Source organism: Psychroserpens luteus (genome assembly GCF_015319355.1).
GTDB classification, from domain to species: domain Bacteria; phylum Bacteroidota; class Bacteroidia; order Flavobacteriales; family Flavobacteriaceae; genus Psychroserpens; species Psychroserpens luteus.
This window is the reverse complement of record NZ_JADILU010000002.1, coordinates 394,613-418,549: the sequence shown is the minus strand read 5'-3', so window position 1 is coordinate 418,549 and position 23,937 is coordinate 394,613. Positions and strand designations below refer to the sequence as shown.

Sequence of the window (23,937 nt, the reverse complement as noted above, 5' to 3'; positions counted from 1 at the left end):
TATTTTGACAATAATTCATTTATCAAGTAGTTTAGGTGGTGGTGGTGCAGAGCAAATGGTTTTGCAATTAGCAAAAAAAAGTACTCCTCATATAAAAACATTAGTCTTTTCTGTCTCAAAAGACAATACACTAGAAGCCCAATTTAAAGCACAAAATATTGAATGTCACTTTTTAAATGTAACATCATTTAAAAATGGTACACTCATTCAGGGAGTTAAGAAACTTCATGAAATTATTAATTCTTTAGAAGATGTTGTATTTCATTCTCATCAATATCATGGTTTTCTAATTGGACTTTTATATAATTTATTTTACAAAAAAAAACCAATAGTTTTCACCTTACATTCTAGCACTATAGAAAGCGCAAGCAGACGATTAATTTTGTTTTTAACCAAGCCATTTAGAAAAGTAGATATCATTTTTAGTAGTAATGCTCAAAAGTGGTTTTTAAAAAAAGGTAAGATAATACCAAATGGTGTTGATTTTGATCAACTATCAATACAAAAAACTAGAGAGCAAGAGATTACAAAGCCATTTGTTTTTTTGTTTTTAGGAAGATTGAGTGATGAAAAAAACCCACTATATATGGTCACCGCTGCTAATCAACTACTAAGAAATGGAATCACAAGTTTCATTTTTGACGTTGTAGGAGAAGGAAATCAAAAAATAGAATTATTACGTTTAATTTCTTCGGAAGGTCTTGAAAACCATTTCAATATATTGGGTTTTAAAAGTAATATCAAGCCTTATTTAGAAGCTTCCAATTGTTTAATTCTTCCTTCAAAATGGGAAGGAATGCCTATGGTAATAATAGAAGCTGCAGCAGCCAAATTACCAATTATTGCAACTCCAGTTGGTAGTATCCCAGATTTTTTAAATAATGAAAACGCTTATGTATCAGAAATTGAAGAATTTCATAATGCTATGGTAACTTGTATTCAGGATTACAAAAAAGCACTTCTTAAGACCGAAGTTCTATACAGTGAAATCAAATCAAAATACAATATTGACAACGTATACCAAACACATTTAAAACTCTACAAATGTGTTGTTTGATAAACATTTCAGAAGTAAAAAAAAGATCATAATCATTTCATAGTATAAATATACATTTAATAGGCTTTATTGAGAATAAGTTGATTAAATATCTATTTTTGTCACAAGAATAAAACCCAAATTGAATCTTTTATGTGCGGAATATACGGAACCACTTTAAATTACAACGAACAGCAAGTCAAAGACAAACTAAAACGTACTGCATTTAGAGGTCCAGATAAAATGGGTTGGCAATTTTACAAACACGAAAACCACAACATTACTTTTGGTCATAATAGACTCTCTATTATTGATTTAGACCCAAGATCTGATCAACCTTTCACCTATTACGATCACATCCATATTGTATTTAATGGAGAAGTATACAACTTCAAAGCCATCAAAGAAACATTAGTAAAAAAGGGTTACAAATTTACCACCACAAGTGATACAGAAGTTTTATGCGCTGCATATCTAGAATATGGTCAAGACTGTGTAGATCACTTTGATGGTATGTTTGCTTTTGTAATTTATGATGAAAAGAAACAATTGTTTTTTGGAGCTAGAGACCGTTTGGGTAAAAAACCATTTTATTACTATCACAACGGAAAGAATTTTGAATTCGCAAGTCAGATTTCTTCAATCCAAATGCACATGGATGATCTCACTATTTCAGAAAAAGCCATTGCTTATTACTTGGCTTGGGGGAATATTCCTGATCCACAATCCATATTTAATGAAATTAAAAAGCTAAAAGCTGGTCATAAATTTACATTTGATTTAAACACGGGTAAATTTGAAACCGAAGCATATTGGGATATCGATTACAAAAATGAAAGACCTTATCAAGGAAGTTATGAAGATGCTAAGAAAGAACTAGATGGGATTTTAAGAGAAACCGTTTCTGCTCGCTTATTTGCAGATGTACCAGTTGGTGTATTTCTTTCAGGTGGTGTTGATTCTTCATTGGTAGCTTCTATGGCAACTCAAACATCGTCTACAAAAATTAAAACCTTTTCAGTAAAATTCAATGAAAAAGGTTTTGATGAAAGCAAATATGCACAACAAGTAGCAGATCATCTTCAAACCGATCATAATGTCATAGAATGTAATTATGATGAAGGTATAGATCTCATTCAAGATTTTTGCCATTATTATGATGAGCCATTTTCAGACTCTTCAGCAATTCCTTCAATGTTACTTGCAAAACACACTAAAAAACAAGTTACAGTAGCATTGTCTGGTGATGGAGGTGACGAAAGTTTTATTGGTTACCATAGATATAATTGGGCAAAAAAAGGAAGCATTTTTTACAAATTACCATTGTCTGTTAGAAAAGTTGGAGCTAGCATTTTAGAACTTGCTCCGCATTATAAACTAAAGGTGATTTCAAAAGCATTACGTTATAAGGATGAAAATGAAGTCTATTTAAGCGCAATGACTGGAGTAGACAAATCATATATTAATACACCATATGATACTAATGACATTGACGAATTAAAATATCTGGTTCATGAAAATAAAAACCTGTATGAGCGTATATCTGACTTTGACACTAAAACCTACCTCAATTTTGATATCAACACCAAAGTAGATAGAGCAACTATGGCATTTTCATTAGAAGCTCGTGCTCCTCTACTCGACCATCGCGTTGTCGATTTTGCAAATTCACTTCCTACCGAATTTAAATTCCATAACGGTGTGATGAAACGCATTTTAAAAGATGTGCTTTATGAATCTGTACCAAAACATATCTTTGATCGTCCAAAAGCTGGGTTTACTATGCCATTTTCACGTTGGTTCAAAGAAGACCTAAAAGACTATGTATTAAGTGAACTAGATGATAAATCTTTAAAAGATATTCCATGTATTGATGTTGAGAAAGTTCAATTTAGGATCAAGCAACATATGGATGGTACTTGGGATAGATATCCTCTTATTTGGAATTTGCTTGTTCTCAAACAATGGCTTAATAATAACGGAAAAGGATATTCGATTAAATAGGTTATGACAAACTCCAAAATAGATGTAGTTTTTGTCTTACCTTCTCTAGTTGCAGGTGGTGCAGAACGAGTCATGTCATTAGTTGCTAAAAACATTAATGATAACGATTTCAATACCACATTGGTTGTAATTGGTTATGAAAAAGATAAAGCATATGATGTTGATGGGCTAAATGTGATCTATCTCAATGAATCTCGTGTTGGCAAGGGTATACCTAAGTTATTCAAATTCATGTCTAAAGCTAAGCCTGACGTTGTTGTGAGTTGTATGTCACATTTAAATACTGCATTAGCACTAATATTAGTATGCTTTCCTAAAATTAAATTGATAAATCGAGAAGCAAATATTAAAAAAGTAACAGCGTTGTATAATGATTCTAGTAGTTCTTTCTTCGGAAATGTGCTAAAAAAAATAGCAGATAAAAGAACAAATGCAATTATCTGTCAGTCCAAAGATATGGCCGAAGAGTTAATCTCAGAATATAAAATTCCGAAGTCAAAAATCACAACAATAAATAACCCAATATCTGACGCTTTTAAATTATCTAAAAACAAAAAAAACAATGAGATAAAAAGGTATATCACTGTTGGTCGTTTACATGAAGAAAAAGGACATTTAAGGTTATTAAATGTATTGTCACAACTCAAAACACCTTTTAAATATACAATTATTGGTACTGGTGATTGGGAAGATAATATCAAAAACCATGTTGAAAAACTAGACCTTAAAACACAAGTTGAATTTATAGATTACTCAAATAAAATACCAGAATATTTAGAGGCTAGTGACATCTTTTTACAAGGTTCATTTGCCGAAGGTTTTCCAAACGCATTACTAGAAAGCTGTGCTATTGGTACTCCTGTAATTGCTTTTAATGCTGTTGGTGGTACAAATGAAATTGTAGAACAAGGTGTGAATGGTTATTTAGCCAAAGATGAAAATGAGTTTTTAAACTATTTAGTTCAGCTTAACCAATATCCTTTAAATTCTAAATCAGTTAGCGAAAGTGTATTTGCCAAATTCAAAAAAGAACATATTATAAACCAATTTGAAGATTTCATAAAAAAAGTAGCTCAAAACTAATGAACAAAAAGAAACTTTGCGTATTAGCTATAAGCCTTTCATCTGGTGGAGCAGAGCGTGTAATAAGTTTATTACTCAAACATCTAGTGCATGATTTTGACGTGACTTTGATTTTATTATCAAATAATATTTTCTTTGAACCACCTAAAAATGTAAAGCTTCTAGTTTTGGGTAAAACAGATGTTCTCGATACGACTTCTCCCATACTAAAATTGAAAAGTATGGCTCAATTTGTTTATAAATATCGTGCCATTGCTAAAAAGGAAAAATTTGATGTCGTTATGTCGTTTTTAGCACTCCCTAACATCATCAATGGTCTTGTGAATTCTAAGTTAAAATCAAAACCAAAAACAATTATTAGCGAGCGTTGTTTCCCATCAAAGATGTATGATGGTAATAATTTTGCAATGAAAGTTGCAAAAACATTCTATCCAAAGTTTTATAATAAAGCAGATGTATTGTTTTCTAATTCATTACATATTAATAAGGATTTAAAGGATAACTTCGGAATAAAAATCCCGATGGAGTTAATTTACAATCCTATTGAAATAGATGACCAAAAACCACATCAAGACAGCTACAAAAAAACCGAAAACTTTAAAGTAATTAGCGTAGGTAGTCATACACCTGCAAAAAATCAAATTTTACTTTTAAAAGCATTTAAACATTTAAATACAGAATATACATTAACCATACCTGGAGCAGGACCTCTCACAACTAACTTAACAGATTTTGCTAAAATCAATGGTTTTGAAAATCAGCTTATTTTACCAGGCAGCGTAAAGAATATAAAAGATTATCTTTTAGAGAATGATTGCTTTGTGCTCTCTTCTAATACCGAAGGCTTCCCTAACGTATTATTAGAAGCTATGGCAGTTGGACTTCCTGTTATTTCAACAAACTGTTTATCTGGTCCTTTAGAAATACTAAATGATAATGAACCTATAACTATTGTTAATGGAGAATTTTATTTAGCAAAGTATGGTATTTTAATAAATCCGGAAGATAATGTTGCATTATCAAAAGCTATTCTATTTTTGCGTAACAATGATGATCAACGTAGAAAATACAGTGAATTAGGCTTTCAAAAGGCTCAAAACTTTAGTTTGCCTAAAATTTATGATCAAGTAAAACAGTTAATAAACAACCAAATTAATTAATTATGTGCGGAATTAATGGCGTAATATTTAAATCCAAACAAGATGAACAAACCGTAAGACAAAAACTTACTGTTATGAATGATCTCATTATTCATCGAGGACCAGATGATGATGGTATATTCATTAACACTGCTCAAGATTGTAGTGTTGGTATGGCAATGCGTCGTTTATCCATTATAGATTTAAGTTCTGGCCAGCAACCAATGTTTTCCGAAGATAAAAATATAGCCATCGTTTTTAATGGCGAAATATATAATTTTAAAACACTTAAAAAGCAACTGGAAGCCAATGGCATACAGTTTAAAACGACTAGTGATACAGAAGTTATTTTAAAACTTTACGAACAAAAAGGTATAGAGGCATTCAAAGATCTTGATGGCATGTTTGGGTTAAGTATCTATGATTTTAATGTAGGTAAAGTGTTTATTGCCAGAGATTATTTTGGAGAAAAACCATTATATTACACAAATACTAATGGAGAATTCTATTGGGCTTCTGAGCTTAAATCAATAATTAGTAGCTTACCAGCAAAACCTCCAATTAGCAAGACTGGTCTTAATCTATTTTTTAGATTAACCTATATTCCTGCACCAAATACAATTTATGAAGGTATTCAAAAATTAGAGCCTAATCATTTTATAAGCTATGATTTAAAAACCAACACGATTGACATTGAAAAAATTCATGCAGACCAAGTTATAGAGAAATCAACTTTATCTTTTAACGATGCCAAAAAAGAGGTGAATAAAAGAATGTTTGAAAGTGTTGAAAGTCGCTCAATTTCAGATGTGCCATTAGGTACTTTTCTTTCTGGAGGTGTAGACTCTTCAATTGTTACGTATTGTTTAGCAGAAATGACAGATGCTAAAATTGATACGTTTTCTATCGGTTTTGAAAAAAAATCATTTGATGAAACCGATAAATCTCAGGTTGTAGCAAAAATGGTGAATAGTAATCATCATGAATTTGTTATCAGTGAGAACGATTTAAAAAAACATACACATGAAATTTTAATGAATTTTGACGAGCCTTTTGCAGATTCGTCTTCACTCCCAACCTATCTCGTTTCGGCAAAAACAAAACAACACGTCAAAGTTGCTTTAACAGGTGATGGTGGTGATGAAGTGTTTGGAGGTTATAACAAATATTATATTGGTAAACTCAACGCAAAATATACTAACGTTGTACCAAAAGGTGTTCATAATACTGTAAATAAGCTTTCTGGTAAATTATTGCAACAAAAAGATGATAGTCGTGGCATAAAATACAGACTTAATAAACTCATTAATGCTATTGATTATACCAATAATTATTATTGGGATATTATTTCTCTAGGACTCAATGAAAATGATATTCAAAATTTGTTGGTTTCAGATTTTCAACAGCCTAATATTTTTGATTATTACAAAACAAAATCAAATATTAGCAATCCAAAATCATTAAACGATTTTAGAACCATTGATCGTCATTTAAGTCTTGAAGGCGATATGTTGGTAAAAGTTGATCGTACTAGTATGCTTAACTCGTTAGAATGTCGCTCACCTTTTCTCAATAGAGACCTTTTTAATTTTACGATGAGCTTACCAGAAGATTATCTCTTAAAAAAATGGAGTAAAAAGCATATTTTAAAAGAAGCTTTTACAGAGGTTTTTCCTAAAGGATTTTTAGAGAAATCAAAACAGGGATTTGGTGTTCCTGTGGGAGATTGGCTTCGTGACGGACTCAAAAAAGAATTATCAAGTTATATTGAATTACCCTTATTAAAATCTCAAGGCATTTTTAATATAGCCGAAATTCAAAAACTAGTAGAAAATCATATTCAAGGTAAAGCAGATAATACGTTTAAGGTATGGTCTTTCTTTTGCTTTCAAAAATGGTATATCAACACTTATTTAAATTCTTAATCAATAAAGATTAATAAACGTAAGCTATTGAAAAAACTAATTCGTGTTACAACAGTTCCTTCCTCTTTAAGATCACTCTTAAAAGGTCAACATCGGTTTATGAGCAATCATTTTGAAGTCATTGGTGTATCTGGAGATGGTGATGCGCTTCAAGATGTTAGACAAAACGAAGGTATTAAAACGCATGTTGTAGAAATGACACGTACAATTACACCTCTCAAAGATTTAAAAGCAACTTACCAGCTTTACAAGTTTTTCAAAAAAGAGCGTCCGTTTATAGTTCATACACACACTCCAAAAGCAGGAACTTTAGGCATGTTGGCTGCAAAATTAGCAAAAGTACCTCATAGATTACACACCATTGCAGGATTGCCTTTATTAGAAGCTACAGGAAAAAAACGAGTCCTTTTAGATAACGTTGAGAAATTCACCTACAGTTGCGCAACAAAAATATTACCTAATTCTTGTGGATTAGAAAAAATAATTATAGATAACAATTATACTAAACCTGAGAAACTCCTAGTTATAGGTAATGGTAGCTCTAATGGTATTGATACGAAGCATTATGACGCGAGTTTAATTTCCGAAGAAAAAAAAGAAAAGCTCAAACAAGAACTTGGGATTGGTGAAAATGATCTTGTTTTTATATTTATTGGCAGAATTGTAAAAGACAAAGGCATTAATGAATTGATTCAGGCTTTTAATCGTTTATCTAAAAAACAACACAACATTAAACTTATTTTAGTGGGTTATAAAGAAAACCTATTAGATCCTTTGTTACCAGAAACTGAAACATTAATCACAGAAAACAAACAAATTTTATCTGTTGGCTTACAAAAAGACATAAGACCTTATGTTGCGATTTCACATGTATTAACTTTTCCTAGTTATAGAGAGGGCTTCCCTAATGTTGTGTTGCAATGTAGCTGCATGGAATTACCATGTATTGTATCTAACATTAATGGATGTAATGAAGTGATTGAAGATCATGTTAACGGACTTATAATTCCAGTAAAAAATGAAACCGAATTAGAAAAAGCAATGCAATTTATGATCGATTTTCCTGATAAGAGAATTGCAATGAAACAAAACACAAGATCTAGAATTATAAAACGTTACGAACAAAAATTTGTTTGGAATGAACTTTTACATTATTATAATAGCTTAAGTTAAAGACTATATGTATAAAAACATCATTAAACCGCTTTTTGATTTCCTTTCTGCAAGTATTGGATTTATTCTATTATTACCTGTTTTTATGGTCACTTGGATAATTTTAATGATAAAAAATGACGGAAAAGCTTTTTTTTATCAAGAGCGTCCAGGAAAAAATGAACGCATATTTAAGATCATTAAATTTAAAACCATGAATGACAAAACAGATCAACATGGTGAATTACTTCCTGCACAGCAACGAATAACAAAAACTGGTATTTTTATTCGGAAATATTCTTTGGATGAAATTCCTCAACTTCTAAATGTCATTAAAGGAGATATGAGTTTAATTGGACCTAGACCTTTATTAGTTAAATATCTACAAGTTTACAATGAAGAACAAAAAAAGCGACACCTCATTAGACCAGGTATAACAGGTTGGGCACAAGTAAATGGAAGAAATGCTATTAGTTGGGAAAAGAAATTTGAGTACGATGTTTGGTACGTAAGAAATTTATCACTTATCTTAGACGTGAAAATATTATTTTTAACAATTTATAAAGTGTTTAAAAAAGATGGTATCTATAGTGTAGATAATGATATCATGTCTGATTTTAAGGGAACTAAATCTAATAATTAATTGAATTTGAATATTCTATTTACATGTGCTGGTAGGCGCAATTATCTTATAAATTATTTTAAAAAAGCCATTGGCAATGATGGCAAAATTTTTGCAGTAGACAAAGATCTATCTGCTCCTGCCATGATTGATGCAGATGTTTCTCTATTAGTCTCTAATATTTATGATGAAAATTATATTGAAGAACTCAAGACTATAATCAAAAATCATAGCATCAAAGCAATCATTTCACTTAATGATTTAGAATTACCCATCCTATCAAAGCATAAAGATGAATTAGAAGCTTGTGGAGCAAAAGTTTTAGTGTCTAGTGAAAAAGTGATAGATATTACATTTGATAAATTAGAAACCTTTAATTTCATAAAAAGTATTGGTCTTGAAACACCACTCACCTACACTACTTTAGAAGATGTGAAAATTGCTTTAAAAAATGATGAAATTGAATTTCCTCTTGTAGTAAAACCTCGTTGGGGAAGCGCTTCAATAGGTCTAAGTTTTCCTGAATCAATCGAGGAATTAGAGTTGTCTTTTAAACTTCTAAATATAAGATTAAAAAAATCAGTTTTAAATACTGCTAGCCTTAAAGATTTTGATCACGCTATCATAATTCAAGAGAAAATTGAAGGCATTGAATACGGTATGGATATTGTTAATAATTTTGAAACAGATTATTATGGAACTTTTGTTAGAGAAAAACATAAAATGCGTTGTGGTGAAACTGACAAAGCACTCTCTGTAATAGATGACCGGTTTGAAAAACTAGGAAACCAATTATCAAACCATCTTAAACATCTAGGAAGTTTAGATTGTGATGTCATTTTAAAAAAGAATAAAATCTTTATAATAGAATGTAATCCTCGATTTGGTGGAGGATATCCTTTCTCTCATGAAGCAGGAATTAATACTGCAGCAATTTATATAGAGTGGTTAAAAGGCAATAAAAATGTAGATCATTTTAATAACTATGAGTCTGGAAAGCTTTTCTCAAAATGCGATAGAATAATAGAGATAAATACTAACTAATTATTGTAAAGTTCTAACATTTAGGGACTTTTATAAAAAATTATGTGTAAATGATAAAGAGTTTTATTGTTTAGACAATGAAATTCTTATATTTGAGTTTTAAATGTGTTTTTGACATTAATATTAATAAATTACTATGTGTCAATCATTTATACAAAAATAAAAAAGCTATTTATATAACTCTTTACAAGAAATATAGCCTTTAGAAAAAACCAACAATTAATAATCAGTGAATCAAATAACTTTAGATTTAATGATTTTGTGTTTAGGGACATAGATATGATTGAAATAATTAAAAGTAAAAAAGAATGGGATTCATTTCTAGATAAAGTTGATTATTATGATTTTTATCACACCTATGATTATCATGAATTATCAATAAAAAAAGATGAAGCCTTTTTTATGATAACTTATACTGAAAATGATACACGCATAGGACTACCATTTATAATAAGAAAAATCTTAGATAGCAATTTTAAAGATCTAACATCCGTTTATGGCTATGCTGGACCAATTTCAAAAAACGTTGACGCAAATTTTAACAATCAAAAATTCTCCAATGCTTTAAACTCATGTTTAAAAAATGAAAATATTGTTTCTGTATTTAGTAGATTAAATCCATTCATTAACCTTCAACATGATGTATTAAAAGGAATCGGTAAAATTAAACATGTTGGAAATATTGTAAATATAGATTTAATGAAGTCTTTAGATATTCAAAGACAAAATTATCAACGAAGAATTAAAACACAAATCAATAAGGCCAGACGACTGTGTAATGTTAGAAAAGCTAATACAAAAGAAGATATATTAGAGTTTATTGATATATACTACGAGAATATGGATAGAGTTCAAGCTAGGAGCTCTTATTATTTTAAACCAGATTACTTTTTTAAATTTCTAGAAAGTAAAAGCTTACAAACAGATATTTTATTAGCTAGTTTAGTTGACACTAATGAGATTATTGCAGGAGCTATGTTTATCAAAACAAATGATATAGTACAATATCATATATCTGGAGCTAAAGAAGAGCATTTAGATATTGCACCTGTTAAACTATTAATTGATGAAATGAGAATTTCTGCAACACAAGAAAATTACAAATATTTTAATCTTGGTGGTGGTTATGGAGGTCAAGATGATTCTTTAATGCGCTTTAAATTATCATTCTCTAAACAATTGGTTGATTTTCATGTTTGGCAACACGTAGTTAACCAAGAACTATTTGATAGTTTAACTAATTCTAAAGCTACAACACAACCAGATTACTTTCCTGGTTATAGAGAACCTAATTAATTTTATACTGAATAACAGTATTGTGAATAAAAAACAAAATTCACATAAATATTATAGTTGATCTAACAACAAACTCAATAGCATCAAAAGCTATTGATTTTTAGTGTTTTAAATTCAATTTTTATAAAAATATAGATCAACTCTGTGATATATTTCTATACAGTGTTAAACACAAAGTACTTTTATTTTATTTACTTTTGAACAAAGAAAAAATAAGTAATGGTCGGTCATTTAGTTATTTCATTAGATTTTGAAATGCATTGGGGAGTTTTTGAAAATAAAACTGTTAATGATTACCGAGAAAATCTAGAAAATGTAAATAAAGTCATTGATAGATTACTAGAGATGAGTGACAAATACGGTATTAAACTTACCTTTTCTACAGTTGGTTTATTATTTGCTAAAGACAAAAGCGATTTACATAATCACATTCCTAAAAACAAGCCTACATATCTATTAAAAAAGTTAAATCCTTACGAACTAATAGATTTAAATGGCAATGATGAGTCAGAAGATCCATTTCATTATGCACTTTCTAAAATTAGAAAAATTAAAGATAATGGTAACCATGAAATTGGAACTCATACATTTTCTCATTTTTACTGTCATGCGCTCGGACAAACAATAGAGCAATTTGATGAAGATCTAAATGCTGCTATTAATATTGCAAAACCTCTTAAAATAAACATTAACAGTATTGTTTTTCCTAAAAATCAAATAAATCCTGATGATGAAGTTGATAAACCCTATTTACAAATTTGTAAAAAGTATGGAATAACTAGTTTTAGAGGTAAAGAAAAATCATTTATCTATAATATTCACAGCACAAAAAAGTATCGTAATTTTTTTATTTTTAAAGCTTTGAAACCATTAGATGCTTATTTTAATATTACAGGCAGTAACACATATAATCTCGAAGAAATAAATAAAAATTCTATTCTTTTTAATATCCCTTCGAGTCGTTTTTTGAGACCTTACAATACTATACTCAAATTTTTTGAACCTCTCAAATTGAGAAGGATAAAGAAAGCAATGACCTACGCTGCTAAATATAATGAGGTTTATCACCTTTGGTGGCATCCACATAATTTTGGATCTAACTTAGATGAAAACTTAGAAAACTTAGAAACCATTTTCAAAACCTATCAAACATTAAAACAAGCTCATGGATTTCAAAGTGAAACTATGACTGGTCTTACAGAAAAATATAAAAAGACTCATATTCAATATTAATTTAAGATTGTTTAAATGAAAAAAATAGTTAGAGTCACAACTGTTCCTGATTCTTTAATGAGTTTACTAGAAGGCCAACTACGTTTTATTAATCAATATTATGAAGTAATTGGTGTTTCTAGCGATGGGAAAATTTTGAAAGATGTTCAAGAAAATGAAGGCATTAGAACAGAAATTGTTGAAATGACTAGAACCATCTCTCCTATTAAAGATATTATAGCGGTCTATAGCCTTTATAAAATTCTTAAAAAAGAGCAACCACATATTGTACATACACATACTCCTAAAGCTGGTGTTATTGGTATGCTTGCTGCAAAGCTAGCTGGTGTCAAACATCGTTTCCACACAGTGGCAGGAATGCCATTATTAGTAGCTACTGGACCAAAGAGAGTCTTATTGAATTACGTAGAAAAATTAACCTATAAATGTGCCACCAAAGTGTTTCCAAACTCCTTTAACTTAAAGGACATTATTTTAGAAGAAGGATTTACAACTAAGAAAAAGCTTGGCGTAATTGGTAAAGGTAGTAGCAATGGCATTGACATAGATCATTTTGACCGGACTTTGCTCAAAGAAGCAGATTTAAATGCACTCAGGAAAAAGTTAAATATCGATCAACAATTTGTTTATGTGTATGTAGGACGTTTGGTGACAGACAAAGGCATCAATGAATTGGTGACAGCCTTTGACATATTATCTAAAAGTCACGATGCAAAGTTAATACTTGTTGGATGGAGAGAAAGTGAATTAGACCCACTACTTCCTGAAACAGAAAACATTTTAAAACAAAATAAAGATATTATTCAAGTCGGTTATCAAGCAGATGTTAGACCATATTTTGCAATTGCTGATGCCTTAGTGTTTCCTAGTTATAGAGAAGGGTTTCCAAATGTAGTATTGCAAGCAGGTGCCATGCAACTACCAAGCATTGTTACAAATATCAATGGTTGCAATGAAATTATCAGTGAAGGAGAAAATGGTTTAATTATTCCAGTAAAAGATGTGCAAGCCATTATTGTTTCTATGGAATACTGCATCAAGAATCCAGAGATACATGAAATAATGCGTTCAAAATCAAGACAAAACATAGTAAACAATTACAAGCATACTTATGTTTGGGATGAATTATTAAAAGAATATCGAAAAACTAACTAGCTTAATCACATAAAGAAAATTCATCAAAATATACATTGACATTGAATTCTTTAATCTGAGATTTTAATTGTTAAAATTATTTAGAAACACTTTTAAATTTCACCTTTCATTACTATCAACTTTAACCCAATAATTCATTATTACTAAAGATTGATAATATGAGAAGATTTCTGAATCCTAACAGCTAATTTTTAAAAATAAATATGTAAGAATATTCTTTTTTTTAGTTAAAATATTAAATTAATAATATATAATTAACTAATTAATTTAACTTTACGTAGTTATCCCCACATTTATTCTAGACTCCTATAGTTTAATTATAGAAAAAAGTTTGAAATATTTTTCCGAAGTATTTAAACATTAGAAAAATGAAGCCAACCATAAACATATCCAAAATCGATAGATGTAGTGGTCTATCTAATAAAGAATTCTACAATACTTATGTAAAAAATTCATTACCTGTAGTAATTAGTGATATCGCTGAGTGGACAACATCAGAAAAATTTACAACAGAATATTTTAAAGCTAATTACAGCCACTTAACTAGAACAATAGACGGTAAAACTTATTCATTATCAGAAATAATTGATTTATGCGAATCATCAACACCAGAAAATAAAGCGCCTTACCCAAATATTTATGATCTTCATAAAGATTTTCCAGAATACCTTGAAGATATACCATTAATAAATTACGGAAAGTCTAATAGACTATCCAGCTGGATGTTACCTAACAGTATCGCAAATCAAACTAATCAACGACAATTATTTTTTGGAGGAAAAGGTTGTTCTTTCCCAACATTACATATTGATTATCATTGGGTGCACACACAATTGACACAAATAATAGGAGAGAAAGATTTTATTTTATATCCACCTAGCCAGACTCCTTATTTATACCCAGATAAAATAAACCATAATCTTAGCCAAGTAAATATAATTAATCCTGATTCCGATAAATTTCCATTATTTAAAAATGCAGAGCCTCTAAAAATCACCCTAAAACCGGGAGATACTATGTTTATTCCTTCTGGTTGGTGGCATACAACTTATATTCATAATTTCAACCTTACTTATGCAATTGACCATGTAAATTCTTTTAATTGGAATAGATTTATGGATGAAAATTATTTAGTTGCACAGAAGCACCATCCAAATTTAGCTTGGCTTGTTAAGGTTTATAAAGTAATTATGGGAAAAATATTTAATATTAATGAAAAATTAATTCAATTAAATTAATAAGAAATATTACTAAAATCCTATCCTCAGACAATATATAATAGGTTTACCCATCTTATAGACATTTATTAAATATCTTTTCAAATTCTTTTTCTTTTTTTGTTGATATAAATAATAAAACTATTATTGTTATAGATTTCAAAATATCTAGACAAAATATTCTCGAGAATCCAAAATAAATATTTAAAAAAAGGCAATGATAAATGTGAAAAATCTGTCACATTCTAAAAAAGTTATCTAAATATTAATATTACATTTACTTCTTTTAATTCAAAAAAGTATGAAGGGATTTATAAAAAAAAATGAAATTTGGGTATTTTTAGCTCTTGGCCCTATTATTAATGCTTTTTTTGTTTATGCTAGATACCGAGGCCTAGTGCCACAGCCTTTATATAATACTGGTCGATTTTGTGTTCTTTTGTTATTCTTAATTTGTTTAGTATTATACACTAGAGGTGTTAAAGGTGTAATAGATATATTTAGACCTATGTTAAATTGGAAAGTTAGTCCTAAATGGTATTTATTTAGTTTTGTATTTGCTTTCACAGTAGGTCTTTTTACTTTGTCACTAAAAGGTATTTGTTCAGGTAATGAATATACCACGTTTTTAAAACCAGATTTTACTGTTTTTGGATTAAGGAGTGTTTTAGCTTTATTTGTTTGGGCCTTCCTAGGTGAAGTGGTATGGGTTAGCTATTGTATTCGTGAATTGTCAAAAATCACAAAACCTTTTTATGCAAGTCAAATTGTTGGTTTAGTTTGGACCTTATGGTGGATTCCCATAATTCTTCTTGGTGAAGGTGTGCTACCTGGTATTCCAATAGTGTCTTTAGGAATATTCATGTTAGGAATTGCAGGTATGTGTACTGTCGTTTATGGCAATTCAAAAAGTGGTATTTGTGTATTAATATTACAGTTTATGGTTAACATCACTCTAAATGCATTATCACTCTCTCCTAGCACTGGAGGTGTACCTACATTTACAGGCTATGCCATAGTTTATTTTTTAACTATGTTAGTATTTATGTATTTTATGAATCCAATAAAAAAAATTAATCAATATAAAATTCCAACGAATTAACTACTATACATCTGTTATTTTTGATTAATTTGATAGATTCGTATAAAAGTTATTTATTATAATTAGAACTTTTAGTATAACTTGAAATAAATCATATAATAACTAATTTATTACTCATGAGTATTAACGCTAAATCAACTATTACTACAACAATTGCCAGAATATTAGGTAATATACTTGTGTTTATACTTCCTAATAAGGCACACCAACTATCAGAAAATAGAATAACCTTAATACATAAGAATAAAAATAATTTGAATATAGTCGAAAGATTAATGCGTTATGCACTTGTTCAAAAGCTCGAAAAAATAGAAAATCACGATACAATAGCAGAAAAAAATCGCGAATTCTGGACCAATAACAATGCCATTGAACTTTTCAAAGAAACTGAAGAAACATTCAAAACTGATTTTCTTCCACACTGCAGTTTCATATTTGAAATACTTAAAAAAGAATTATCAAATCAATCAGAACAATTTGACACGTTAGTAGAAATTGGAACTGGAAATGGTGATGTACTAAATTATCTTAGTGCAGAGTTCCCTCAAATTAATAAATTCGTTGGTATTGACCTTAGTCCAGATCAAATTGAATTAAATAATATAAAGTTTAAAAGCAATAAAAAGCTTGAGTTTGTGGCATTAGATGCTTATGATTGGGTTAAAGAAAACGGACAATCAAACACTATATTTGTCTCATCAAGAGGTGTTTTAGAATATTTTTTAGAACAACGTTTACAAGATTTTTTAAATGAAATAAATCAATTAGGCAAAACATTTTTTGTAGCCATAGAGCCTAATGACGTAAATCATGATTTTGACACACAACCTGAGACACAACTTTATGGAAATGAACCCTCATTTTCACACAACTATCCGCATCTCTTCAAAAATGCAGGTTTTACCTTATGGCACTTTTCACAAAAACCTTGGTTTAATGGTGGCAATACTCAAACGTTTGTTGGAGCTAAAAACTAACAACAACCTTTCAAATATAAATATTCAAACAAAATTTGATAGATTTTGTTAAGTCATAAGTTTAAAACAGTATTCTGAGTAAAAAAAGGAGTTGTGTTAAACCGAAAAAAGTGTCATATAACTATTTTTTTTTAGGAGCATTAAAATTAGTTTTAAGTTTAAACTATCTAAATTTAAAAAAGCCTCAAAATCCCTCAAGATTAGACAATTAAATGTAAAATATAAGATTTTAGATTCTTAACTTTTATAACTTGCAATGAATTAAAATCATTGCTAAATGAGTATTTTTACTGTAAACTATTTTGAGACATGAAGAAACCTAATTCTACATACTTACTTTTTGACCAAGCAGCCAAACTTTATGCTGATGATTACTGTATCATATCAGACAATACGCTTCTAACCTACTCTCAAATAGAAAACAAAGTATCTCAAGTATATAATACTATCCTTAAACAAGCAAGTAATGAGAATATAATAGGTGTATCTACCACACGAGGTGTAGATCAAATAATTTTTATGCTTGCAATTTTAAAAGCAGGCAAAGCATATCTGCCAATAGATTTTAATTATCCTGAAGACCGAATTCTAAAAATAATAAGCAATTCTAAGCTCAACTTTTGCTTAATAACTCCTGCGGAGGCTCATATTTCTTCGGAAATGGGATTACTTTCATTACCAATCCATGAATCACAAATAGTTTCTAATTTAAAGGAGCAAGACGCAATGTCTAAAAATGGAGCTTACGTATTATACACTTCAGGATCTACAGGAGAACCTAAAGGTGTTTGCATGGGACAAGATGCAACAGTCAACCTTATCAACTGGCAAAACAAAAACTCCGAAGCTACAAAAGGTACAAGAACACTGCAATTTGCACCATTGAGTTTTGATGTCTCCTTTCAAGAGATTATGGCAACACTTAGTAATGGTGGAACGCTTGTTTTAATAAATGAAGAACAACGACTAGATATGGTAGAGCTCATCAAGTTGATTGAGCAACATTCTGTAAACAGACTTTTTCTTCCTTTTGTGGCTTTACAAGCTTTAGTTGAAACCGCTGTAAGCATCAATCTTTTTCCATCCAATTTAAAAGAAATTATGACTGCTGGTGAGCAATTAAAAATCACGCCTCAGGTAAAAACATTTTTCAAAGCACTCAATAATTGCAAATTATATAACCAATATGGTCCTACAGAATGTCATGTAGTTACAGAACTAAAACTTGAGGGCAATCCAGAAAACTGGCCTGCATTACCCAATATAGGAAAAGCAATTGATAATACCACAATTTATATTCTTGACAAAAACCAAGAAATAGTTCCTAATGGTGAAACTGGAGAACTCTGCATAACTGGCAAGTGTTTGGCAGAAGGTTATTTAGGTAACAACCTCCTAACAAAAGAGAAATTCACAAGCTTAAAACTTCCAGATGCTTCAACAATTAGAATGTATCGCACTGGAGACATAGCACGCTTTTTACCAGACGGAAACATAGAATTTCTTGGTAGAGATGATGAGCAAGTAAAGATTAGTGGTCACAGAATAGAACTTGGAGAAGTAGAAATAGCACTCAACAAACTTCCGTTTATTCAAAATGCAGTTGTTGTTGCTACTACACATTTATCAGATCAAGCTCAATTAATAGCCTATTTGCAATCTCATGATGCTTCACAAGACATTCCAAATTTTAGAGAACAAGTAAGCTCAGTACTTCCAGATTACATGTTACCTTCCCATTATATTTGGGTAAAAGAATTTCCGAAGACATCAAGCGGAAAGGTCAATAAAAAAGAGTTACCTCTTCCAAAATATGAGAGACCAAGTACAGCACCATTGTACAAAAAACCAGTTACAGATATTCAGAAAAATATAGCCAAAGTCTGGTCTAATATATTACGAATTCCTAAAATTGGAATTTCAGATAACTTTTTTGAAATGGGAGGCACTTCGCTCCTAGCCCAAAAAACGGTTTCTAATTTGAGATTAAATTATAATTATGAAATTCCAATAATAAAGCTATACCAACATCCTACAGTATCAGAATTATCGACATTTTTAGAACCAAAAAAGGAAACTAAATTTCAGCCAACTGCCTCTAAAAAAAGAAATAGTTCATCATCAGATGTTGCCATCATTGGGATGGCAGGACGCTTTCCTGGTGCAAATTCAATTCAAGAACTTTGGGACGTTTTAAAAGATGGAAAAGAAACCATTTCATTTTTCACACCAGAAGAACTCGATATTAGTATTTCCGAATCACTTCGGAAAGATCCACTCTATGTTAGAGCTAGAGGTGTTATACCTTCAGTTAAAACCTTTGATGCAGCCTTTTTCGGTATTAACCCAAAAGTTGCAGAAGCAATGGATCCACAGCAACGTTTGTTCTTAGAAATAGCTTGGGAAGCCTTAGAACAATCTGGTCACCTTCCAACACATTATGATGGAAATATTGGTGTTTATGCTGGCACAGGAATGAATACGTATTACAAAAACAATATTCTACCTAATAAAAATGTAATCGATAGAATTGGTGATTTTCAAGCCAGTACAATTAATGAGAAAGATTATATATCAACGAGAACAGCATATCATTTAAATCTTAAAGGTCCTGCTGTAGCAGTGCATTCTGCTTGCTCAACATCTTTATTAGCAATTGCAGAAGCTGCAGAAGCCATTAGAAATGGTCGCTGTGACATTGCATTGGCTGGAGGTTCTAGTATCACAACGCCAATTAATAGTGGTCATTTATATCAAGAAGGCTCAATAATGAGTCCAGATGGTCATTGTCGTCCTTTTGATGAAAACGCAAAAGGTACTGTTTTTAGTGATGGTGCTGGTGTTGTACTTCTCAAAAATTTAGAAGATGCACAAAGAGATGGCGATGTCATTCACGGTATCATTAAAGGTGTAGGTATCAATAATGATGGTGGAGATAAAGGAAGTTTTACAGCGCCAAGTGTAGAGGGTCAAGCTGGTGCGATTGCTAATGCATTATTTGATGCAGAAATTGATGCTTCGGAAATTAGCTACATCGAAACTCACGGAACAGCAACACCAGTTGGTGATCCAATTGAAATAGAAGGATTAAAATTAGCCTTCGGAAAACAAGACTTAAATGGATATTGTGGCATTGGTTCTATTAAAAGTAATATGGGACATCTCACAGCAGCATCAGGTGTTGCTGGTGTAATTAAAACCATTTTAGCTTTAAAACATCAACAAATTCCGCCATCGTTAGGGTTTGAAAAACCAAATCCGTCTATCGATTTTGAGAACAGTCCGTTTTATGTGAACAGTACATTGAGAGAATGGAAATCTGATAACCCAAGAAAAGCTGGAATCAGTTCTTTTGGAGTTGGAGGTACAAACGTGCATCTCATTGTTGAAGAGTATGAAAATACAATAACAACATCAAACATAGAAAGACCTTTACAATTATTAACATGGTCTGCTAAATCACAAAATAGCTTAGACGGTTATCAGAAAGCATTGGGTGAATTCCTAAAATCTTCTGCTGATGTTTCGCTTGCAGATATTGCTCACGCTTTGAGTCACACAAGAGAATCATTTGCGCATAGAAGCTTTTCTATTGCAGGAAATACTGATGATGCTAGTAAAAATCTATTAAACGAGAATAATACCCAAATAAAAACTAAGGAATTAAAAGTAGTTCCTAGTGAACTCGCATTTTTATTTCCAGGTCAAGGTTCTCAATATCTTCAAATGGGTAAATCGCTTTATTCCGAAGAAAAAGTATTTAAAGATGCAGTAGATCAATGTGCTGAATTATTAAAATCAGACTTAAAATTAGATATTAGAGACATTATCTATCCTGAAATTGATTCCGAAGAAAAAGAAAATCAATTAAAAGACACCAAGTTTACACAACCTGCTCTTTTTGTTATTGAGTATGCGCTTGCACAATTGTGGATGAGTTGGGGAATTAAACCAACTTTACTTTGCGGTCATAGTATAGGCGAATTTGTTGCAGCTCATTTGGCAGGAATTTTCAGTTTAGAAGATGCTTTACATTTAATTACTATGCGTGGTAAATTGGTAAGCGAACTTCCTGGTGGTAGTATGTTATCTGTGCGATCAACTATTGAAGATTTAAAAAATTTAATTCCGGAAGCCTTATCAATTGCAGCAATAAATTCTGATAAATTAATTGTTATTTCAGGACCCGATAATGACATTCATGATTTTTCAGAATTATTAGATAAAGAAAACATTGCCAATAAATTGTTACTAACAAGTCATGCGTTTCATTCTACAATGATGGATCCTGTACTAGATGTTTTTGAAGCCGAAGTCAATAAAGTAAAGCTTAATATACCACGTTTACCAATGGTATCTACAGTAACAGGAACGTGGCTTACAGATGCAGAAGCAACCAGTTCTCAATATTGGACAAACCATTTACGAGCAGCTGTGAATTTTTCTGGTGCAATGGAAACCGTTTTAGGATTGGAAGATCCTGTGTTATTAGAAGTTGGACCTGGACGAGCATTGACAACATTATCAATGCAAAAGAAAGGCTTAAAATCATTAGCTTCTATTGCGAGTTTGACATTTCCGAAGGAAAACGAAACCGCACACCATACTGTTTTACCTACTTTAGGTGATTTATGGATCAATGGTATAGAACCTAACTGGAAGTTATTTTATGAAGGTCAAACGAGACAAAAAGTTTGGTTGCCATCATATGTTTTTGATCGCAAACCATGTTGGATAGATACTATAACTGCGCAGCCTACTGTCAATACAAATGAAAATTCAATACATTTAAATACAGAACATCAATCGGTAGAATCATTACCAAATGTCAATATAAAATTTATGAGAAAGCCTATAATTCTTAATAAAATAACAGAGATTGTAGAAAACAACTCTGGAATTGAAATCGAAGCTAGTGAATTTAACCAAAGCTTTTTAGAACTTGGTTTAGACTCGTTAGTTCTTACTCAAATGGCTATTAACTTAAAAAATGAATTTAATACACCAATTTCATTTAGACAATTAAATGATGAATTTGGATCACCAGATTTATTAGCTACGCATTTAGATAACGTGTTACCAAAAGAGGTTATGGCTCCTGCTCCAACTGTAAATCCTATTGCACCAGTTGCTAATAATGTAACATCGTTTAATCCTGTTCCGCAGAATTTTAATGTGACAAACAACGCTAACCAAAATACAGCACTAAGCCTAATAGCGCAACAAATTCAGCTTTTAGGAAAACAAATAGAGTTGCTTCAGGGAAATAATACTACAGTAACACCTGTAGCGACTAGTCATGCTGCACAACCTGTAATGATGACCCCATCTAATGATGCTTCAACTGAAGTTCTTTCCGAAGAAGAAAAGAAAGAACATCAAAAACCATTTGGAGCAACACCTAGAATTGAAAAACTATCAACCGAACTTAACAGCAATCAAAAAGGATTTTTAGACAACCTAATTACCAGATATAATAAAAAGACAGCAAGTAGTAAGGCCTATGCTCAAAAACATCGTGCTCATATGTCAGATCCACGAGTCGTTTCAGGATTTAAGCCTTTAACTAAAGAATTGGTCTACCCTATTGTGGTAGATAAGTCTTCAGGTAGTCGCCTTTGGGATATTGATGGCAACGAATATCTGGATGTTTTAAATAGTTTTGGAGCGTGTTTATTTGGTCACCAACCAGATTTCATAAAAGATGCCATACATAAACAAGTAGAACAAGGTTTTGAGGTTGGTCCTCAACATCCAATAGCTGGTGAGGTTTGTGAGCTACTTTGTGAATTTACAAATCAAGATCGTGCTGCTTTATGCAACACAGGGTCTGAGGCTGTATTAGGTGCTATGCGTATTGCAAGAACTGTCACTGGACGTTCACTTATTGTAGCATTTACAACCTCATATCATGGTATTAATGATGAAGTTCTTGTAAGAGGTTCTAAAAAATTAAAATCATTTCCAGCAGCATCTGGTATTTTACCAGAAGCAGTTCAAAATATGTTGATTTTAGATTATGGAACTGAAGAAAGCTTAGCAATTATTAAAGAACGTGCTCATGAGATAGCTGCAGTTCTTGTTGAACCAGTACAGAGTCGTAGACCAGATTTTAGACCTGTAGAGTTTCTAAAAGAAGTTAGAAAAATTACTACCGAATCTGAATCTGTATTGATTTTTGATGAAATCATCACAGGTTTTAGAATGCATCCAGGTGGTGCTCAAGCCCTTTTTGGAATAAAAGCAGATATTGGTACCTACGGAAAAGTGATTGGTGGTGGGATTTCTATAGGTGCAATAGTAGGTAGCAAATGGTGTATGGATGCGCTTGATGGCGGATTTTGGCAATATGGAGACGATTCGTTTCCAGAAGCTGGAGTTACCTATTTCGCAGGAACATTTGTACGTCATCCTCTTGCTTTAGCTACTTGTAAAGCATCATTATTGCATATGAAAGAGCAAGGTGTAGCACTTCAGGACGAATTGTCAAGAAAGATTGACGTTTTTGCTTCTGAAATGAATGGATATTTTGAATCTCACAATCTTCCAATGGAAATAATGCACTATCGTTCTTTATGGAAATTGAGAATGTTAGAAGATGTGCCTTATGCAGAATTAGTATTTGTTTTAATGAGAGAAAAAGGAATTCACCTTTGGGATGGTTTCCCATGTTACATGACTGAAGCCTATACCGAAGATGATCTTACACATTTGATTAATACGTTTAAAGAGTGTGCAGATGAACTTCTATCAGCAGGTTTTTTTAATACAGAATCAAATAATGATTCAATAATGAATGGTCAAAAAACATTCACTAAAGAATTAAATCAACCACCTGTAAAAGGTGCACGATTAGGTATGGACGAATTAGGAAATCCTGCTTGGTTTGTGGCTGATAAAGATAAGGTTGGAGAATATGTTCAAATAGATTTGTAAAGCAAATTAATATTTA

15 protein-coding genes are annotated in these 23,937 nt (G+C 31.1%); all 15 read left to right on the top strand.

From position 1 onward, the window contains the following. Nucleotides 1-4 precede the first annotated feature (4 nt). The 15 genes from IM744_RS05455 to IM744_RS05385 all read left to right on the top strand — a co-directional run bounded on the left by IM744_RS05455 (nt 5) and on the right by IM744_RS05385 (nt 23,921). Nucleotides 5-1,057, top strand: a complete 1,053-nt coding sequence (locus IM744_RS05455; RefSeq protein WP_194507094.1) for a glycosyltransferase — start codon at nt 5-7, stop codon at nt 1,055-1,057. Nucleotides 1,058-1,189: 132 nt separating this feature from the next. Continuing rightward, the gene (gene asnB / locus IM744_RS05450; protein ID WP_194507093.1) at nt 1,190-3,040 is read left to right on the top strand and encodes an asparagine synthase (glutamine-hydrolyzing); all 1,851 of its coding nucleotides are present in this window, start codon (nt 1,190-1,192) and stop codon (nt 3,038-3,040) included. A gap of 3 nt (nt 3,041-3,043) precedes the next feature. Beyond that, nucleotides 3,044-4,123 (top strand): glycosyltransferase, encoded by a 1,080-nt coding sequence (locus IM744_RS05445; protein ID WP_194507092.1) that lies wholly within the window; start codon nt 3,044-3,046, stop codon nt 4,121-4,123. Next, the gene (locus tag IM744_RS05440; RefSeq protein ID WP_194507091.1) at nt 4,123-5,283 is read left to right on the top strand and encodes a glycosyltransferase; all 1,161 of its coding nucleotides are present in this window, start codon (nt 4,123-4,125) and stop codon (nt 5,281-5,283) included. Before IM744_RS05445 ends, IM744_RS05440 begins: the two co-directional genes overlap by 1 nt. Nucleotides 5,284-5,285: 2 nt before the next feature. Further along, a complete protein-coding gene (asnB, locus tag IM744_RS05435) occupies nt 5,286-7,187 on the top strand; it encodes an asparagine synthase (glutamine-hydrolyzing) (RefSeq protein ID WP_194507090.1) in 1,902 nt (633 codons plus the stop codon). Nucleotides 7,188-7,214: 27 nt separating this feature from the next. Continuing rightward, the gene (locus IM744_RS05430) at nt 7,215-8,360 is read left to right on the top strand and encodes a glycosyltransferase family 4 protein (RefSeq protein WP_241738288.1); all 1,146 of its coding nucleotides are present in this window, start codon (nt 7,215-7,217) and stop codon (nt 8,358-8,360) included. A gap of 7 nt (nt 8,361-8,367) precedes the next feature. Further along, on the top strand, nt 8,368-8,982 hold the full coding sequence (locus IM744_RS05425) for a sugar transferase (RefSeq protein ID WP_194507089.1): 615 nt from the start codon (nt 8,368-8,370) through the stop codon (nt 8,980-8,982). A gap of 6 nt (nt 8,983-8,988) precedes the next feature. Next, complete coding sequence (locus tag IM744_RS05420) at nt 8,989-10,005, top strand: ATP-grasp domain-containing protein (protein ID WP_206694467.1); 1,017 nt, start codon at nt 8,989-8,991, stop codon at nt 10,003-10,005. Nucleotides 10,006-10,284: 279 nt separating this feature from the next. Next, nucleotides 10,285-11,301: a GNAT family N-acetyltransferase gene (locus IM744_RS05415; protein ID WP_194507087.1), complete on the top strand. Its 1,017-nt coding sequence runs from the start codon at nt 10,285-10,287 to the stop codon at nt 11,299-11,301. Between the two features lie 219 nt (nt 11,302-11,520). Further along, complete coding sequence (locus IM744_RS05410) at nt 11,521-12,534, top strand: polysaccharide deacetylase family protein (RefSeq protein WP_194507086.1); 1,014 nt, start codon at nt 11,521-11,523, stop codon at nt 12,532-12,534. 15 nt (nt 12,535-12,549) lie between these two features. Further along, the gene (locus tag IM744_RS05405; RefSeq protein WP_194507085.1) at nt 12,550-13,689 is read left to right on the top strand and encodes a glycosyltransferase family 4 protein; all 1,140 of its coding nucleotides are present in this window, start codon (nt 12,550-12,552) and stop codon (nt 13,687-13,689) included. Between the two features lie 368 nt (nt 13,690-14,057). Next, nucleotides 14,058-14,927 (top strand): cupin-like domain-containing protein, encoded by an 870-nt coding sequence (locus IM744_RS05400; protein WP_194507084.1) that lies wholly within the window; start codon nt 14,058-14,060, stop codon nt 14,925-14,927. 280 nt (nt 14,928-15,207) lie between these two features. After that, complete coding sequence (locus IM744_RS05395) at nt 15,208-16,008, top strand: hypothetical protein (RefSeq protein WP_194507083.1); 801 nt, start codon at nt 15,208-15,210, stop codon at nt 16,006-16,008. 116 nt (nt 16,009-16,124) lie between these two features. Next, nucleotides 16,125-16,985: a class I SAM-dependent methyltransferase gene (locus IM744_RS05390; RefSeq protein ID WP_194507082.1), complete on the top strand. Its 861-nt coding sequence runs from the start codon at nt 16,125-16,127 to the stop codon at nt 16,983-16,985. Between the two features lie 309 nt (nt 16,986-17,294). Further along, the gene (locus IM744_RS05385) at nt 17,295-23,921 is read left to right on the top strand and encodes a polyketide synthase (RefSeq protein ID WP_194507081.1); all 6,627 of its coding nucleotides are present in this window, start codon (nt 17,295-17,297) and stop codon (nt 23,919-23,921) included. The last annotated feature ends 16 nt before the right edge of the window (nt 23,922-23,937 follow it).

Excerpts from the sequence above, each read along its gene's own strand:
- IM744_RS05440 (WP_194507091.1), top strand. The coding sequence starts at position 4,123 with ATGAACAAAAAGAAACTTTGCGTATTAGCTATAAGCCTTTCATCTGGT.
- asnB (WP_194507093.1), top strand. The coding sequence starts at position 1,190 with ATGTGCGGAATATACGGAACCACTTTAAATTACAACGAACAGCAAGTC.
- IM744_RS05385 (WP_194507081.1), top strand. The coding sequence starts at position 17,295 with ATGAAGAAACCTAATTCTACATACTTACTTTTTGACCAAGCAGCCAAA.
- IM744_RS05410 (WP_194507086.1), top strand. The coding sequence starts at position 11,521 with ATGGTCGGTCATTTAGTTATTTCATTAGATTTTGAAATGCATTGGGGA.
- IM744_RS05405 (WP_194507085.1), top strand. The coding sequence starts at position 12,550 with ATGAAAAAAATAGTTAGAGTCACAACTGTTCCTGATTCTTTAATGAGT.
- IM744_RS05395 (WP_194507083.1), top strand. The coding sequence starts at position 15,208 with ATGAAGGGATTTATAAAAAAAAATGAAATTTGGGTATTTTTAGCTCTT.
- IM744_RS05400 (WP_194507084.1), top strand. The coding sequence starts at position 14,058 with ATGAAGCCAACCATAAACATATCCAAAATCGATAGATGTAGTGGTCTA.
- IM744_RS05415 (WP_194507087.1), top strand. The coding sequence starts at position 10,285 with ATGATTGAAATAATTAAAAGTAAAAAAGAATGGGATTCATTTCTAGAT.
- IM744_RS05445 (WP_194507092.1), top strand. The coding sequence starts at position 3,044 with ATGACAAACTCCAAAATAGATGTAGTTTTTGTCTTACCTTCTCTAGTT.
- asnB (WP_194507090.1), top strand. The coding sequence starts at position 5,286 with ATGTGCGGAATTAATGGCGTAATATTTAAATCCAAACAAGATGAACAA.
- IM744_RS05390 (WP_194507082.1), top strand. The coding sequence starts at position 16,125 with ATGAGTATTAACGCTAAATCAACTATTACTACAACAATTGCCAGAATA.
- IM744_RS05425 (WP_194507089.1), top strand. The coding sequence starts at position 8,368 with ATGTATAAAAACATCATTAAACCGCTTTTTGATTTCCTTTCTGCAAGT.